The 14,231-nt window shown below is 70.6% G+C and carries 16 protein-coding genes and 1 pseudogene; 8 read left to right on the forward strand and 9 right to left on the reverse strand.

Annotation, left to right across the window (positions count from 1 at the left end; translation table 11 throughout):
* Positions 1-74: 74 nt before the first annotated feature.
* Together OHT51_RS02390 and OHT51_RS02395 are read right to left on the reverse strand one after the other, a co-directional pair.
* Entirely contained in the window at positions 75-998 is a 924-nt protein-coding gene (locus OHT51_RS02390) for an immunity 49 family protein (protein WP_328877187.1), read from the reverse strand.
* A 120-nt stretch (positions 999-1,118) separates the two neighbouring features.
* On the reverse strand, positions 1,119-1,937 hold the full coding sequence (locus OHT51_RS02395) for an alpha/beta fold hydrolase (protein WP_328877188.1): 819 nt from the start codon (positions 1,935-1,937) through the stop codon (positions 1,119-1,121).
* A 131-nt stretch (positions 1,938-2,068) separates the two neighbouring features.
* Between OHT51_RS02395 and OHT51_RS02400 the strand changes: the two genes are divergently transcribed.
* Positions 2,069-2,908: a DUF1206 domain-containing protein gene (locus OHT51_RS02400; protein ID WP_328877189.1), complete on the forward strand. Its 840-nt coding sequence runs from the start codon at positions 2,069-2,071 to the stop codon at positions 2,906-2,908.
* A gap of 28 nt (positions 2,909-2,936) precedes the next feature.
* Positions 2,937-3,371: a hypothetical protein gene (locus OHT51_RS02405; RefSeq protein WP_328877190.1), complete on the forward strand. Its 435-nt coding sequence runs from the start codon at positions 2,937-2,939 to the stop codon at positions 3,369-3,371.
* A gap of 81 nt (positions 3,372-3,452) precedes the next feature.
* Here the strand turns inward: OHT51_RS02405 and OHT51_RS02410 are convergent, their stop codons facing one another.
* A complete protein-coding gene (locus OHT51_RS02410; RefSeq protein WP_328877191.1) occupies positions 3,453-4,121 on the reverse strand; it encodes a TetR/AcrR family transcriptional regulator in 669 nt (222 codons plus the stop codon).
* A gap of 63 nt (positions 4,122-4,184) precedes the next feature.
* Here OHT51_RS02410 and OHT51_RS02415 point away from each other — a divergent pair, with 63 nt between their 5' ends.
* Positions 4,185-5,798: an FAD-binding oxidoreductase gene (locus OHT51_RS02415; RefSeq protein WP_328877192.1), complete on the forward strand. Its 1,614-nt coding sequence runs from the start codon at positions 4,185-4,187 to the stop codon at positions 5,796-5,798.
* A gap of 49 nt (positions 5,799-5,847) precedes the next feature.
* Here the strand turns inward: OHT51_RS02415 and OHT51_RS02420 are convergent.
* A pseudogene (locus tag OHT51_RS02420) lies at positions 5,848-6,612 on the reverse strand (FAD-dependent monooxygenase); the annotation flags it as partial.
* A gap of 14 nt (positions 6,613-6,626) precedes the next feature.
* Here OHT51_RS02420 and OHT51_RS02425 point away from each other — a divergent pair.
* A complete protein-coding gene (locus OHT51_RS02425; protein WP_443052383.1) occupies positions 6,627-7,073 on the forward strand; it encodes a TetR/AcrR family transcriptional regulator C-terminal domain-containing protein in 447 nt (148 codons plus the stop codon).
* A gap of 169 nt (positions 7,074-7,242) precedes the next feature.
* Positions 7,243-9,132 carry a propionyl-CoA synthetase gene (locus OHT51_RS02430; RefSeq protein WP_328877193.1) on the forward strand — a complete coding sequence of 630 codons (1,890 nt, stop codon included), beginning with the start codon at positions 7,243-7,245 and terminating at the stop codon, positions 9,130-9,132.
* Between the two features lie 43 nt (positions 9,133-9,175).
* On the opposite strand, the gene OHT51_RS02435 is transcribed toward OHT51_RS02430, so the two are convergent.
* A complete protein-coding gene (locus tag OHT51_RS02435; RefSeq protein ID WP_328877194.1) occupies positions 9,176-9,676 on the reverse strand; it encodes a PaaI family thioesterase in 501 nt (166 codons plus the stop codon).
* Positions 9,677-9,769: 93 nt separating this feature from the next.
* Between OHT51_RS02435 and OHT51_RS02440 the strand changes: the two genes are divergently transcribed.
* Complete coding sequence (locus OHT51_RS02440; RefSeq protein ID WP_328877195.1) at positions 9,770-10,237, forward strand: winged helix-turn-helix transcriptional regulator; 468 nt, start codon at positions 9,770-9,772, stop codon at positions 10,235-10,237.
* Between the two features lie 43 nt (positions 10,238-10,280).
* Here the strand turns inward: OHT51_RS02440 and OHT51_RS02445 are convergent, their stop codons facing one another.
* Positions 10,281-11,096: a DUF899 domain-containing protein gene (locus OHT51_RS02445; protein ID WP_328877196.1), complete on the reverse strand. Its 816-nt coding sequence runs from the start codon at positions 11,094-11,096 to the stop codon at positions 10,281-10,283.
* 412 nt (positions 11,097-11,508) lie between these two features.
* Here OHT51_RS02445 and OHT51_RS02450 point away from each other — a divergent pair, with 412 nt between their 5' ends.
* A complete protein-coding gene (locus OHT51_RS02450) occupies positions 11,509-12,156 on the forward strand; it encodes a dihydrofolate reductase family protein (protein ID WP_328877197.1) in 648 nt (215 codons plus the stop codon).
* Here the strand turns inward: OHT51_RS02450 and OHT51_RS02455 are convergent.
* A complete protein-coding gene (locus OHT51_RS02455; RefSeq protein WP_328877198.1) occupies positions 12,109-12,717 on the reverse strand; it encodes an NUDIX hydrolase in 609 nt (202 codons plus the stop codon). The genes OHT51_RS02450 and OHT51_RS02455 overlap by 48 nt on opposite strands.
* 197 nt (positions 12,718-12,914) lie before the next feature.
* Between OHT51_RS02455 and OHT51_RS02460 the strand changes: the two genes are divergently transcribed.
* A complete protein-coding gene (locus OHT51_RS02460; protein ID WP_328877199.1) occupies positions 12,915-13,058 on the forward strand; it encodes a hypothetical protein in 144 nt (47 codons plus the stop codon).
* A 100-nt stretch (positions 13,059-13,158) separates the two neighbouring features.
* On the opposite strand, the gene OHT51_RS02465 is transcribed toward OHT51_RS02460, so the two are convergent.
* Both OHT51_RS02465 and OHT51_RS02470 read right to left on the reverse strand, forming a co-directional pair.
* Positions 13,159-13,449, reverse strand: a complete 291-nt coding sequence (locus OHT51_RS02465; RefSeq protein ID WP_328877200.1) for a DUF6355 family natural product biosynthesis protein — start codon at positions 13,447-13,449, stop codon at positions 13,159-13,161.
* Positions 13,450-13,665: 216 nt separating this feature from the next.
* Complete coding sequence (locus tag OHT51_RS02470; protein WP_328877201.1) at positions 13,666-14,223, reverse strand: TetR/AcrR family transcriptional regulator; 558 nt, start codon at positions 14,221-14,223, stop codon at positions 13,666-13,668.
* Between the last annotated feature and the right edge of the window lie 8 nt (positions 14,224-14,231).

Genomic DNA, 14,231 nt, shown 5'->3' on the forward strand with positions numbered 1-14,231 from the left:
GTCTCGCGCATGATGCGGTCCACGGTCGCGCAGCACACCCGTTCCCACCCTCACGACGGCCACGCTACCGACGGCTACTGCTGCGGGGCACGCACCAGGGGTTCGGGCAGGTAGCCGGACCGTACGCCCAACTGCCAGCCGTGTGCGAGGGAGGCCAGCGCGGCCAGCGCCACGACACCCACCGGCAGCAGGCTGCGTGGGGCCGGGTCGCTTCCGACGTTCTCGCGGTGCGCCACGAGCCGCTCCTCCAGGGCACGTTCGAAGGTGACCTGGTCGTCGTCGAGCAGAACCCGCAGCAGCCGCTGGTCCGGCGTCGGCGTCCCGGCGGCGTCGATTTGCCCGGCCGCCCGCGCACGGGCTTCCGTGTCCGGCTTGCGCAGCGGGACCGGGCCGGGGAGCGCCCCGGGCACCGGCCCGTGCACGACGGTCAGGTAGGCGCACAGCGCGTCCATCTCGGCGAGGTCGGCGGGCGCGGACACCGACTCCCGCTCCGAGTAGGGGATTCCGTCACGGACGGCGGGCGCGTAGTCCTCGTGCAGCAGCGGGCCGATCACGCGCTCCCGCTGCCATATCAGGCCACTGGCCACGCACAGGGCGAACGCCTGGACCCAGGTCCGGGCCGTGGTCGCCGGGACGGCGGGTTCGCTGCGTTCCCGGTACCAGATGTCCGCGTTGCTGAGCGTCTCGCCGACGAGAGGGAGGGGAATCTCGAAGTCGCCGTTGGGGAAGCAGCCCAACGTCAGCTCCCCCAGGGCGCACTCCGCCGCCGTGAGTAGGACAGCACGGGATATCGGCTCGTCGAGGGCGGGGTCCTGCAGGGTACGGGCAGCGGCGAAGTCGAGCAGATCGCCGCCCATTTCGCGCAGACTCTGGCGCAACGGCCGACCGTCGTGGCGCATGGCCGATGCGTGACCGAAGGCCGTGTGGGCCCCGCGCCCGAGGGTGTTCTCGATCCGCTGCTCGGCGACTTCGTGACGTGCGACTTCCTTGATCCTCATGTACGTCATCCTGGCAGCACCCACTGACAGTGCGGGCACGCGTACGTGCGGACGGGAGCGGTACCGAAGGTCGCCTTGAGGCTCCTCGTCCTCGTCAGGCCGAGGTCACCTGTCGTCGGTTCAGTTCGGCAGGGTCCCGCCCTCGACCTCGCGCCAGAAGTCACCGACCCGTGCGTTGAACACGTCCGGGGACTCCTGGAACGGCTGATGCGCCTCCCCCGCCAGGATCTCGAAGCGGGCGCCCGGGATGGCGTCGGCCACGGTTCGTCCGAACCGCGGCGGCGCGGCGATGTCCCGTTCGCCGGCCAGGACGAGGGCCGGTGCCGTGATGCCGGGAAGCCGGTCGAGTGTGTCGTGGGGCATGAATGCCTCCAGTTGACGCTGGAAGGCCTCGGCGGACTGCGGGTACGGGAAGGCGAGCGTTTCCTGGATGAACCGCTCCACCGTGCCGTCGGCGTGGGCGCGCGGCGTGTAGATCCACAGGAAGAACGCCTCCAGCATGGCGCGCTCGTCCGGCGCCTGCGTCACCAGCCACCGCCAGAAGCGGGCCATGCTGGTGAAGTACGCATCCGCTCGTGCCCACGTACTCATGAGGACGAGGCTGCGGACAGCCTCCGGGTGACGAAGCGCCAGCTCCTGCGCGATCGCGCTGCCGCCCGAGAAACCGACGACATGCGCCCTGTCGATCTGGAGAGCCCGGAGCAGTTCCGCGGCGTCGTCGGCCATCATCGCCACGGACATGGGCCCGTCGGGCAGCGGGGTCCGCCCCGACCCCCGGTTGTCGAAGGCGATGACCCGGTGCCGGTCCGACAGCCCGTCGAGCTGCGCCTGCCACGCCTCGGCGGGATCGCTCAGCCCTGCGATCAGCAGGACACCGGGCCCTTCGCCCCGGCTCTCGGTCCAGATCGTGGTTCCGTTGGCTTCCACGTACGCGCCCATGGAGAACACCTGCCCCAGGACACCGACGCCGTCACGGCACCGGCCCCGGCTGACCGGAAATTCCCCTGGCTGGCGGCAGGGCAGCGTGTGTGACGGCATTGCCGGGGCATTCGGTCTGCCGGGAGGTCTCCATGGACACGAGTGCGTTGGCACGAACGGGACGGTTCCGGGCGGAGCGGGCAGCGCGGGGTTCGGTCACCGAGGGAGCGGCGCGGGCGGGTCTCGCCGCCCGGGGAGTGATCTATCTGCTCGTCGGTGTGCTGGCGCTGCAGATCGCCTTCGGCAACACCGGCGAACAGGCCGACCGCGGCGGGGCGTTGGAGGAGCTGTCGCACAAGCCATTCGGTGCGGTACTGCTGTGGGCGCTGGGCATCGGCCTCGTCGGGATGGCCCTGTGGCGGCTGTCCGAGGCGCTGTTCGGTTCCGTCGGAAAGGACGGCCGGAGCGCGCGCAAGCGACTGCTGGCGACCGTCCGCTTCGCGTTCTACGTCTTCGTCGCCTACTCGGTGCTGTCCTTCGCGGCGACCCGGAACCAGAGCGGCGGCGGATCCAGCGACCAGCAGTCACGGGACGCCACCTCCAGGGCACTGGAGATACCCGCCGGCCAGTGGCTGGTCGGCGCGGCCGGGATCGCCGTCGTCGTGGCCGGCGGCTGGATCGCCATACGGGCCATCCTGCGCAAGTACCACGACAAGCTCAGGCTCGGGCAGATGAGCCGCCGGGCACGGCAGCTGGTGGACGTCACCGGTGTGGTCGGTGGTGTGGCGCGCGGGCTGGTGTTCGCCGTGGCGGGTGTCTTCGCCGTCCGTGCGGCGATCGATTACGAGCCCGACCGGGCCAAGGGGCTGGACGACACTCTGCGTACATTCGCCGACACTCCGCTCGGCCCCTGGCTGCTGGCCTGCGTCGCAGCCGGTCTGGTGCTGTTCGGTGTGTTCTCGTTCGCCATGGCTCGCTGGCAACGTGTGTGAGCGGCGTCGTGCTGGAAACACGGAGCAGATGAGCGATTCCGAGATTCCGAATGGCGACGGCCGGCCCGTGGACGCGTACCTGGACCTCCTGCGCATCCGGATGGACACGGAGGACTACCGTCTTCTGCGACGCCTGGTGGAACCGGTCCTCCAGGCGATCGCCGAGGAGCGCCTCTCCGGCCTCGACGTAGCGCTCGACTCCGGGGGCGGCGAGGAGCTGCCGCAGGAGGTGCGCGACGAGGCCGCCCTGGTCATCGCCACCGCCGTCACCGGCCGTATGGACAACGAAGTGGTCGAGATCGACGTGGACGACACCGGCCCGGTCCGGATCGTCACGGACGCGACCACCGCCTCCGACCCCGACCGCCTCAGCGAGATCGCCGACTACATCAGGGAACGACACAGGGAGACAGAAGAGCTCCGGGGAATTGCCGAGGCCAGCGGGCTGCCCACGGACTTCTGAGCGGCGGCGCCAGCGGCGGGCACCGTCCGATCGGGCCATGCCCGTCGCACCGCCGCACGGTCCCAGAGCCGAGTACGCGCATTACGAGGTAGGTGCGCTCGGCTCCGAAGGTGACCCGCTGTCGCCACCCGCGCCCAGGACGCCACGGCCGACGGCGAAGATCCGCGCACACCGCTGTGCCATGGCCTCGGGCGTCTGGTCGGGGTGGTTGATCCACCAGCGGACCAGGGCCGTACAAAGGCCCCTCCAGGCATGCTTGAGCGCGTCGGCGTCGAGCGGATCGCCGGCACCGTCCGCGTGCACGAGATCGGCGGTGCCGATCGCCGCCAGGTCGTCGATGGCGCCGCGGTAGTACGCCGCGCGGTCGGCGGCGTCGCTGTCGGGCGGGAGTGACGCGTCGTAGAGGACGAACCACGCCTCGCGCTGCTCGTCCAGAGCCGTGAACAGGCCGTACAGCACACGCAGGGGCGTGGGCGGCCCGTCCGTGTCGCCCGCAGTCATCGCGGCGCGGATGGCTTCGAGCAGCCGGTCGCCGATCGGGTTCAGGCAGGCGAGGTAGAGATCCTGCTTGCTGCCGAAGTACTGGTGCACCAGCGGTTTGGTGACGCCCACGCGCGCGGCGACGGCCGCCACGGTCGTGGCTTCGTAGCCATGACGACCGAACTCCTCCGTGGCCGCGGCGAGGACCTGCCGTTCGCGCGCGGCCCGTGGCACGCCCTTGGTACCGGCCTTGGAGCTCAGTCTTGTCATGAACTCTAATTTACCCTACGGTAATTTACCGAAGGGTAAATTCAATCCGCTGGGAGCGCCGCCATGCCCGAGTCCGCGATCCACCCGATCGACCCCGGCGCCTCCCGCCCCCGCTCCTGGTGGGGCTGGGGCTACACCGACGCCCACCCCGACGACGCCGAATGCGCTGCCCTGGGCGCCCTGCTGCCGGGCACCCTGGCCCGCCCGCTGCCGATACCCCGGGTCGCCGACCTCGCCATCGGCCGGCCCGGCGTGATGCCGCCGCCCACTCTGGCGCATCTGGTCACCGAAGACCCCGAGGCCCGCGCCGCCCACGCCATGGGCAAGGCCTACCGCGATGTCATCCGGGCCCTGCGCGGTCGTCCCCGCCGGATCCCCGACCTCGTCGCCCGCCCGACGGGCGACCAGGAGGTGGCCGACCTGCTGGAGTGGGCCGGCGAGCGCGGCGTGGCCGTCATCCCCTTCGGCGGCGGCTCCTCGGTGGTCGGCGGCGTGGAGTACCGCGGCGACGCCCACCAGGCTGTGCTGTCGCTCGACCTGACCTCGATGGACCGGGTCCTGGAGATCGACACCACCAGTCGCGCCGCCCGTATCCAGGCAGGGACCCTCGGTCCCGCGCTGGAGGCACAGCTGCGGCCCCACGACCTCACGCTGCGCCACTTCCCGCAGAGCTTCGAGTTCTCCACCCTCGGCGGCTGGCTGGCCACCCGGGCCGGGGGCCACTACGCCACCCTCCACACGCACATCGACGACTTCGTGCAGTCCCTGCGCGTGATCACACCCGCGGGAGCGGGCACGTCCTGGCGGCTGCCCGCGTCCGGTGCGGGGCCGTCGCCCGACCGGCTGTTCCTCGGGTCCGAGGGCACGCTGGGCGTCATCACCGAGGCGTGGATGCGGCTGCAGGAGCGCCCCCGGTTCAAGGCCTCGGCGTCGGTGGCGTTCACAGACTTCCAGCGCGCGCTGGACGCGGTGCGCGTGATCGCCCAGTCCGACCTCTTCCCGGCCAACTGTCGCCTGCTCGATCCCGGCGAGGCCGCACTGTCCGGCGCCTCGCAGGACGGATCCGCCATCCTGGTCCTGGGCTTCGAGTCCGCCACCGCCCAGGTCGACGACCCCCTCGCGACCGCTCTGGACCTGGCTCGCGCCCACGGCGGCCGCGGCGAGGCACGGACGGGGCACGGCGACGCCCCCGCCGACGGGGCCGTCAACGCCTGGCGCTCGGCGTTCCTGCGTATGCCGTATCTGCGCGACGGCCTGGCCCGCATGGGCGCCGTGGTCGAGACGTTCGAGACCGCCACCACGTGGGACAGGCTCCCCGCGCTCATCGAGGCGGTCCGCACCGAAGTCGGTGCCGCCGCCTTGAAGGCCACGGGACAGGAAGCCGCCATCAACTGCCGTCTGACCCACGTCTACCCCGACGGCGCGGCCCCCTACTTCACCGTGGCCGTCGCCGGCCGCCCGGGAGACGAGGTCGAGGTGTGGGACGACATCAAGGCCGTCGTGACCGACCTGCTCCACCGCCACCACGCCACGGTCACCCACCACCACGCCGTCGGCCGCGACCACCGCCCGGGCTACGACCTGCAACGCCCGGAGCCCTTCGCACTGGCCCTGCGCGCCACCAAGGACGCCCTGGACCCCCACCACATCCTCAACCCCGGCGTCCTGCTCGACTGACGGAAGGCGACGCGCGTCCGGGATCGTCTCTACGGCCACAGGCCGCGCATCAAGCGGGAGTACCGGCCCAGGCGGTCAACGCCCGGGCCCGCTCATCACCACGTTCGTCGGCATCGCCGGTCCGGGTGGCCCAGGCCACGTGCCCGTCGGGTCGTACGAGGACCTCGCGCACCCCGTCCAGCTCCGCATGCTCGTCGTACGTGTCGACGCTCACGGCCGTGACCCGGTCGGCGTACCCGGAGTCGACGGCCGCCTTCGGGCCCTGGTCCCCGGCCGGCGAGAGCAGAACGAAGCGGCCCTGGTGGAGCAGCTCGTACACCCGTGTCGCCGCCGAATCCACGGCCTTGAGTCCGACGTCGGGCATGCGCCGCCCCACCAATGGATCGGCGTCCGGGACCGTCGGCGGATAGACGGTGCCGAGCGCTGAAATCCGGTGGGCGAGCCGCCGGTTGACCTCCGGCATGCCCAGCAGCTGGTCGAGCAACCCCCGCAGCGCGGCGCCCGGCCGCTCGTACCGCGGGACGAGTGTCAGCTCCACGAGCAGGGTCTGGATCTCGGTGTTCTCCGTGACCGACTGTCCGACCGGCCGGCGCTCCGCGTCGTAGCTGTCGAGCAGCCCGGGCGGCGCCCAGTCGCTGATGACGGCCGCCAGCTTCCAGCCCAGGTTCATGGCGTCCTGGAGCCCGGTGTTGAGCCCTTGCCCGGCCGCCGGGAAGTGGATGTGGGCGGCGTCGCCCGCCACCAGGACGCGCCCGCAGCGGTAGTGCGCCGCGAGCCGGGTCGCGTTACCGAAGCGCGACAGCCAGCGGGGCTCGGATGCTGGCGGGCTTGGCGGAATCAGGCGGGAAGGCGACCGACGGCGACTGGAGCGGGCAACTGGCCGCCCTCGCCCACGCGATGCGCGCGGCACTGCTCGCCCATCGCGACGGCGCGCGCGTCTTCGCCGGCACGCACTCAACCGGGGCGAACACCCTGCGCTTCGCCGACCGCCTCGTCGGAGTTCTGCGCGATGCGGGATTCACCGACGAAGAGGCCGCCCGGGCCCTGTTCGCGGTGGTCAACTTCACCGTGGGACACACCCTGGAGGAACAGGCGGCCCTCCAGCCGGAGAGCGGGGCTCCGGCAGCTCCGGAAATCCTGCACGCCGCGGTGACAGCAGGCTCGTATCCGCATCTCAGCGCTACCCTGCCCACGCTGACCAGCACCGACTTCGCGCCCCACTTCGAGTTCGGGCTCGGCCTGGTGACGGAGGGGCTGCGGGTTCGTCGGGGCTGAGCTCCAGTTCCGGCTCACCGGGGCCGCACAACCCGGCACCGCACTCCTCGACCGGCCCCGACGGCCGCGCCCCACTCGATCTTGTCGGTCGGGCGGCATACGGTGTTGGTGTCCCCCGCCCCTTTCCACGCCACCGCAGTCAGGCACCGACGGGACGAAGGAGTCCGTGATGGGAAAGTACGAGGATGTCTTCCGTGCCAGCGCAGAGGACCCGGAGCACTTCTGGCTGACGGCGGCGGAGGCCATCGACTGGGACGTCGCTCCGCAGCGCGCCCTGGACTCCTCGGGCGCCCCGTTCTACCGCTGGTTTCCCGACGGACGGCTCAACGTCTGTTTCAACGCGCTCGACCGGCACGTCGAAGCCGGCCGCGGCGACCAGCCGGCGCTTGTCTACGACTCCCCCGTCACCGGCACCCAACGCACGTACACCTACGCGCAGTTGAGGGACGAGGTGGCGGCCTTCGCCGGGGCGCTCGCGCAGCTCGGCGTGGGGCGGGGCGACCGTGTTGTGATCTATATGCCGATGGTGCCGGAGGCCGCCGTCGCGATGCTGGCCTGTGCGCGCATCGGCGCGGTCCACTCGGTCGTCTTCGGCGGGTTCGCCCCGCACGAGCTGGCCCTGCGTATCGACGACGCCGCGCCCAAGGTGGTCGTCTCCGCCTCCTGCGGCGTCGAGGGCAAGCGTGTCATCGCGTACAAGCCGCTGCTCGACCGGGCGATCGAACTCGCCACCCACAAGCCGCAGAAGAGCATCATCCTGCAACGCCCGCAGGGGCGGGCCGAGTTGGGGCCTGACGATCTCGACTGGGCCGAGCTGACCGCCGCCGCGCCGCCGGCCGACTGCGTGCCCGTCGCCGCCACCGATCCCCTGTACATCCTCTACACGTCCGGAACGACCGGAAAACCCAAGGGAGTTGTCCGCGACAGCGGCGGCTATGCGGTCGCTCTGCACTGGTCGATGGGCGCCGTGTACGACGTGGGTCCGGGCGAGACGATGTTCACCGGCTCCGACGTCGGCTGGGTCGTCGGGCACTCGTACATCGTGTACGCGCCCCTGCTGGTCGGCGCGACGACGGTCCTGTACGAGGGCAAGCCGGTCGGCACCCCGGACGCGGGCCAGTTCTGGCGCGTCGCCGCCGAGTACCGGGTCAAGACCATGTTCACGGCGCCCACCGCCTTCCGGGCCATCCGCAAGGAGGACCCGAAGGGAGCGTTCACGGCGGACTACGACCTCTCCCACCTGCGCTATCTCTTCCTCGCCGGTGAACGGCTCGACCCCGAGACCTACCACTGGGCCGGCGCCCTCCTGGGCGTCCCGGTGATCGACCACTGGTGGCAGACCGAGACCGGCTGGCCCATCGTCGCCAATCCGGCCGGCATCGAAGCCGCCCCACTCAAGCCGGGCTCCCCCACCCGCGCACTGCCGGGCTGGGACGTCCGCATCTTCGACGCGTCCGGCGCCCCGGTACCCCCGGGTGTCGACGGCGCGATCGTCGTGAAGCTCCCCCTGCCGCCCGGCGCGCTGCCGACGCTCTGGAACGACGACGACCGCTACGTCGCCTCGTATCTCTCCGCCTTCGACGGCTACTACCTCACCGGCGACAGTGGGCACATCGACGAGGACGGCTACGTGTTCGTCATGGGCCGTACCGACGACGTCATCAACGTCGCCGGACACCGGTTGTCGACCGGCAGCATGGAAGAGGCCCTGGCGGCCCACCCGGACGTCGCCGAATGCGCCGTCATCGGCGTCGCCGACGCCCTCAAGGGACAGGTGCCGCGCGGCTTCGTGGTCCTCAAGGCCGGTACCGCCCGCGAACCGGGCGAGGTCGAGGCCGAACTCGTCCAGCTCGTACGCGACCGTATCGGCGCCGTCGCCTCCCTCAAGGACGTCACGGTCGTGGCCGCTCTGCCCAAGACCCGCTCGGGGAAGATCCTGCGCAAGACGATGCGGGGCATCGCCGACGGCCACGACGAACCCATCCCCTCCACCGTGGATGACGCGAGCGTCATCGAGGCCCTGCGGCCCGTTCTCCGCCGCTCCGGCCAGACCTCGTGAACGGCTGAGTCCCGGCACGGACGACGAAGGGCACCTCGGCCGCTCACCCCTGAGTGGGCGGCACCGGGAACAGCATGCAGCTACTGGTGGCATGCGCGAGCAGACGATCCTTCGCGTCGACCAACTGCGCCTGCGCCAGAGCGGTTTGACGCCCCTGACTGACAACCGTACCGATGGCGCGCACCGTCCCGGTGTCCACGGTGATCCGCCGTAGGAACTTCACGGTGAGGTCGAGCGAGGTGTACGCCATGCCCTGCGGAAGGGTGGACTGGACGGCACACCCCGCGGCCGAGTCGAGCAGCGTGGCGAAGATGCCGCCGTGCACGCTGCCGATCGGGTTGTAGTGCTCCTCCCCCGGCGTCAGGGAGAACACCGCTCTGCCGGGTTCCACCTCGTCCAGGGTGAAGTCGAGGGTGTGACTGACCGGCGGTCCCGGTAGCCGCCCGGCCACCAGCTCATGCAGGAAGTCGATACCTGCCATGCGTCCGGCGGCTTCCGCCAGGACGACGGGATCGTCCCAGGAGTACGTACGTGTTCGTCCCACGGTCCAGCGCCTTCCCCTCTGACTTCGTCCATTGAAGCTAGCTCTGCTTCCATCTGACTGTCAATGGCGAAGCCAGGCCCGTACGATGGTGGGATGGAGTGGCTTGAGGCGAGCACGGAGAACTGCCCCGTCCAGCGCACGCTCGACGTGGTCGGAGAGAAATGGACGATGCTGATCCTGCGCGACGCCGTCAACGGAGTCCGCCGCTTCGACGACTTCCACCGCCACATCGGCCTGTCGGAGGCCGTCCTCAGCGACCGCCTGCGCAAGCTGACCTCGGCCGGCATCCTGAAAACCGTTCCCTACCAGGAGCCCGGCAGCCGCGCCCGCAACGAGTACCGCCTGACCCGCAAGGGCTGGGACCTGTGGCCCGCGCTGATGGCGCTGGGCCAGTGGGGCGAGACGCACCTCCTCGACCCCGAGGACACCCTGCTGGACATCCGGCACACCGACTGTGACGCTCCGGTCCGGGTCGTCGTCGAATGCTCCGCAGAACACTCCTCCCTCGACCCCTGGGACGTCACGGCCCGCCTGGGACCGGGCGCCCGTCGCCGGTCGTGAGCCGGCGACCGGACCTCAGCCGTGCTGTTTCCGCCGAGACGCGTCAGTGGCACTGACCCTGTCGGCCAAGGGTCTCCACGGGAGTCGCGCCGGGGCGGGTCCACTGCGGTACGGGGCGGCCGGTCGGGCCCCACGTGGCGATGCCGTCGGCGTCCGTGCGCCAGTACCAGCAGATCGGTGAGCCGTGCCCACCGACCGGGGCGCCGGCCTCAGGCGCCTCGGGCCAGCCCTCCGGGTTGTCCTCCCAGCCCTCGCGGCGGCCGTAGGGCGTCATGTCCAGCAGGCCGAGGGAGCCGTTGACAGGCTCGTTGCCGCGCCCGGTCGTCGAGTAGGTCAGGAACACGCGGTCGCCGTCGCGCAGGTAGCAGGTGAGGTACCCCATGTCCCCGCCGACCGGCTCGTCGACGCCGCGCACCGAGTACCAGGGCTGGGTGTAGCCCATGAAGTCCACGAACGAAGCCACCTCGTCCCACTCGCCCGTGGTCACGATGGCGAAGGAGACACCGCGTGCGTTGAGGTAGACGGCGTCCTTCATGTGCCAGGCCGTGGTGGTGCAGCCCTCGCACTGCCCCTGGTGCGGCGCGCCGTCGTACCACATGTGCTTGTAGACGATGAGCTCGTCGCGGCCCTGGAACAGGTCCAGGAACGGGACCGGCCCGTCGGGTCCGACGACCTCGACGGTCCCGTCGAACTCCACCATCGGCAACCGGCGGCGGGCCGCGGCGATGGCGTCGCCCTCGTGCGTGTGTGCCTTCTCGCGGACCACGAGCTCGTCACGGGCGGCCTGCCAGGTGGCCAGGTCGACGACGGGCGGGCGGCCCGGCAGCTCGGTGGTCGGGTCGTGCGGCGTGGTCGTCATGGTGTCCTCCGTGGCGTTCGGTGCCGGGCAGCGTCGTACGGCGTCGTTCGGCGGTCACCAGAACAGACTCGCAAGCCGGGCGGAACTCATCGCGGCAGGGGCGCGCAGGTGGAGCAGCGCATCCTTCGTCACCGCGACACAGCGGTCATCGGCATCAAGGGCCGTCCGGCGCCAACCGGCCGAGCCCGGACCACGACCTCGGGGTGGCAAGGTGCTCGATCCGATGGCCGCCCCCGACGAGTCCGTGCCACGATGAAAACGTCCCGCGGCGAAGACGCGGCCGAGGCGCACGTATGACCGGCCTCGGTGGCGGCTTCCAGCGGCCCCAGGTGGTGGCTGAGCGACGACTGGGAGTAACCCGGCCCGGTTGCCGATCCGGTCACCGATCCATTGCGCAAGGGAGTCGTCAGCCATGTCACGCGCCCGCGTCCACAACTTCTCCATTTCGCTCGACGGCTTCGCCACCGGCGAGGGGCTGAGCCGTGACGCGCCGTTCGGGCACGCCGGCGAGAGGCTGCACGAGTGGATGTTCGCCACCCGGTGGTGGCACGAAAGGGTCGGTGAGCCCGGCGGTACCAGCGGCCTCGACGACGCCCTCGTGCGGCAGTTCACGCCGGGGATCGGGGCCGAGATCATGGGCGCCGGAAAGTACGGCTACCCCGGATGGCACGAGGACCAGGAGTGGAAGGGCTGGTGGGGACCCAATCCGCCCTTCCACACACCGACCTTCATCCTCACTCATCACACGCGCCCGTCGATCGAGATGGAGGGCGACACGACGTTCCACTTCCTCGACACCTCACCCGCCAAGGCGCTCGAGACGGCCCGCGAGGCAGCGGGCGGCCAGGACGTACGCATCGGCGGCGGGCCCACCGTGATCCGAGACTTCCTTGCCGCCGGGCTCATCGACCACATGCACGTTGCGGTGGTCCCGATCGTGCTCGGCCGAGGCGTCCGCCTCTGGGACGGGCTGGAGGACCTCGACAAGGACTACGACATCGAGGCCACCTCCTCACCCAGCGGAGTCACGCATCTGACGGTCACCCGGTCGGGCGCCTGAACCGGCCAGTTCCTGCACCGGCTCACCTTCCCGCATGCAGACCGCCGTCCCGGAGTTGACCGCAGCGTGAAGTGCCGTCAAGGTACGTACGTCCGCGGCGGTTTGCACGTCCTGGAGTTCGTCCAGGCTGACGAAGGCGTACTGATCGTGCTCGGGACTCAGACGAATCGGGGTGCCCTCTGCGAGCGTCCCGCCGTCGAAGAAACAGTCGAGCACCGGCCCGGTTCCGCAGACGTCCACCCGGTGGTCGATGCCGATCAGCCTCGGCGCGGACCGGAGCTCGACTCCGATCTCCTCGTAGGTTTCCCGCCGCGCCGCCGCGCACGGGTCTTCTCCGTGATCGAGCATTCCGCCCGGCAGCCACCAGTCCCCGGCCATCGGTTGGCCGGGGCCGTAGCGCACGAGCAGGATCCGCCCCTGACTGTCCAGGAGCATGACGCACGAGGCGATGAGCGCCTGGGGCTGGGTCTTGATCCACTCCTCGCGGGGCACCCACACCACGGCAGGCTCTGATCCGGCATCCGCCTGCGGCGCTGCCTCGGCCTCTTCGTTCACGGTCACTTGCAACACTCCCGTAGAGATCGCTCTTTCCATTGGGTGCGGTCACGCAGGCAGATCCCACGGGCCCCTGTTCCTTCGCCGAACGGGCGGTCCCGCCACCAAGCGGCTGAATCCGCAGGCTGCGCGGCGTGCCTTCGGGGGCCTGGGCTGTCGGTCCGAAGCAAGGTGGTCGGTGCTGTCGTCGTCGAGGAGGACTTGTGAAGCGTCGCGTCGTCGCCGTACTGGCCACCGTCTTCGCCGGGCTGGTGCTGTTCGCCGCACCTGCCCCGGCTCATGACGACCATGGCACCGTCGAGAGCAACGACTGGAACATCCCACTCACCAACATCCGTCTGCCCTAGCGCCAAGTTCGCCGGGGCCGACCGAACGGGCCGGCCGGTCCGAGCCGGCTGACCCGTTCGTGAACTGCCCGACGCCGCATCACCCGGGGGTGATTATCCGTCAGCAGGTACGACCGACGTAGTGGGCGCCCTGAATCTTGCTGGCGGAACCGAGCCAGGACTTGCCCGGGCCGACGCACCGCTCGTAGTCGGCCGCGAGGGCGACCTCGACCTTGATGACCACCCGCGAGCCGTCGGACGTGCAGTGGTTGTAGAAGGCGTCGGAGCCGGTCTCGTAGAAGCCGCACGGGTCGGCTGCCGCTGGGCCCGCCTGGGCGGTCACCGCGCCCAGGGACGTGAGGACGAGAGCGGCGGAACCGAGAGCGCCGGTCAGCATACGGCGAATGCGCAAGGGAGACTCCTTGGCCGGGGCAGGGCTGAAGGGCCCAAGGCCCGGTGCCTGCCGATCAGTTGGATACCTGCATCAGGATCGCCGTGCCGCCCCACGCCGCTGAGGGAGTATCGCGCCGTTCACCTGGCGAATCGTTCTGTCGCTACATCCATGGGGTGATCTTGCCCGGTTCCCCGGTCCGGACCGGTCAAGGCTGTGCAGACACCTGCGCTCGGATCAGGGGGCACGAGTACCGGTTGCGGTGATGCGGGCGATCGCCTCGACCGTGAGGGCACGGTCGTGGGGTTGACGTGACAGGGCTCGGTGGAGCGTCAGGCCCTCGATGAGCGCGTCGAGTTGGCGGGCGGTGTCCGGGTCGAAGTGCTTTTCCAGGTGGACCCGGCTGCGGCGCATCCACTCGTGGGTGAGTTCCCGGTAGGCGGGCTGGCGGGCGGCGAGGGTGTACAGCTCCTGGGTGAGCACCAGGTCGCGTCCGCTTCCCTCGGACAGCATGTGGACGAGGTCGGCCACTGCCTGCCGGGCCTGGTCGGGACTGGCCGGGGCGGACAGGTGGGCGTCGAAGACGGCGACGATGTGGTCGGTGAAGCGGCTGAACGCTTCGCGCAACAGGTCGTCCATGCCGCTGAAGTGATAGGTCATCGATCCCAGCGGGACGCCGGCGCGCACGGCGATCTTCCGGTGGGACACGCGTACGATGCCCTCCTCGGCGATGAGGTCGAGGGTGGCGGCGATGATGCGTTCGCGGCGCTGGGGGTCGGTGTGTCCGGTGGCCATGACGACAG

The organism is Streptomyces sp. NBC_00299, assembly GCF_036173045.1.
In the GTDB taxonomy this organism is placed as follows: Bacteria; Actinomycetota; Actinomycetes; order Streptomycetales; family Streptomycetaceae; genus Streptomyces; species Streptomyces machairae.

Excerpts from the sequence above, each read along its gene's own strand:
- OHT51_RS02440 (WP_328877195.1), top strand. The coding sequence starts at position 9,770 with ATGGAGTGGCTTGAGGCGAGCACGGAGAACTGCCCCGTCCAGCGCACG.
- OHT51_RS02445 (WP_328877196.1), bottom strand. The coding sequence starts at position 11,096 with ATGACGACCACGCCGCACGACCCGACCACCGAGCTGCCGGGCCGCCCG.
- OHT51_RS02395 (WP_328877188.1), bottom strand. The coding sequence starts at position 1,937 with ATGGGCGCGTACGTGGAAGCCAACGGAACCACGATCTGGACCGAGAGC.
- OHT51_RS02405 (WP_328877190.1), top strand. The coding sequence starts at position 2,937 with ATGAGCGATTCCGAGATTCCGAATGGCGACGGCCGGCCCGTGGACGCG.
- OHT51_RS02400 (WP_328877189.1), top strand. The coding sequence starts at position 2,069 with ATGGACACGAGTGCGTTGGCACGAACGGGACGGTTCCGGGCGGAGCGG.
- OHT51_RS02450 (WP_328877197.1), top strand. The coding sequence starts at position 11,509 with ATGTCACGCGCCCGCGTCCACAACTTCTCCATTTCGCTCGACGGCTTC.
- OHT51_RS02430 (WP_328877193.1), top strand. The coding sequence starts at position 7,243 with ATGGGAAAGTACGAGGATGTCTTCCGTGCCAGCGCAGAGGACCCGGAG.
- OHT51_RS02470 (WP_328877201.1), bottom strand. The coding sequence starts at position 14,223 with ATGGCCACCGGACACACCGACCCCCAGCGCCGCGAACGCATCATCGCC.
- OHT51_RS02390 (WP_328877187.1), bottom strand. The coding sequence starts at position 998 with ATGAGGATCAAGGAAGTCGCACGTCACGAAGTCGCCGAGCAGCGGATC.
- OHT51_RS02410 (WP_328877191.1), bottom strand. The coding sequence starts at position 4,121 with ATGACAAGACTGAGCTCCAAGGCCGGTACCAAGGGCGTGCCACGGGCC.
- OHT51_RS02415 (WP_328877192.1), top strand. The coding sequence starts at position 4,185 with ATGCCCGAGTCCGCGATCCACCCGATCGACCCCGGCGCCTCCCGCCCC.